Origin of the sequence: Methylobacterium sp. WL19, assembly GCF_008040005.1 — a bacterium.
GTDB lineage: Bacteria > Pseudomonadota > Alphaproteobacteria > Rhizobiales > Beijerinckiaceae > Methylobacterium > Methylobacterium bullatum.
Window position 1 is genome coordinate 1 of sequence record NZ_VRVC01000309.1, and the last position, 527, is coordinate 527.

General features: G+C 69.1%; 1 protein-coding gene and 1 pseudogene. Both read right to left on the reverse strand.

Features of this window, described 5'->3' with window-relative positions:
- A pseudogene (locus tag FV220_RS25230) lies at positions 1-226 on the reverse strand (amino acid ABC transporter permease); the annotation flags it as partial.
- Between the two features lie 2 nt (positions 227-228).
- A partial coding sequence (locus tag FV220_RS25235; RefSeq protein ID WP_147833597.1) for an ABC transporter permease subunit occupies positions 229-527 on the reverse strand: 299 nt, incomplete at its 5' end.

Below are 527 nucleotides of genomic sequence, written 5' to 3' on the forward strand. Positions count from 1 at the left end.
CCTCCGGCCGGCAGGCATCCCCCGACGCCCCGGTCCAGACCGCATCGATGACGAGGAAGCGGATCGCGATGGGGAGCAGCCAGGCGAGCAATCCCAGGATCGCCAGGGTGGTGAGCCCGTTGGCCGGGCTCGAGAAGAGGTTCCGGCGCAGCCAGCCGAGCGGTCCGCCGACCGTGGCGGGCGGCGGGCGCGAGGCGACGAGATCGGCGCGGACGAATCGCTCCATCCTCAGCGCTCCACCATGGTCACGCGGCGATTGTAGAGGTTCATCAGGAAGGCCGTGGCGAGGCTGAGCGTGAGGTAGACCGCCATGGTGATCGCCACCACCTCCACCGCCTGGTTGGTCTGGTTGAGCACGGTGCCCATGAAGACGTGGACGAGGTCGGGATAGCCGATCAGCACCGCCAGCGACGAGTTCTTGGTGACGTTGAGATACTGGCTGGTGAGCGGCGGCACGATCGCCCGCATCGCCTGGGGGACCACCACGAGGCGCAAGCTCTGGCCCCGGCTCAGCCCCAGCGCGGAGG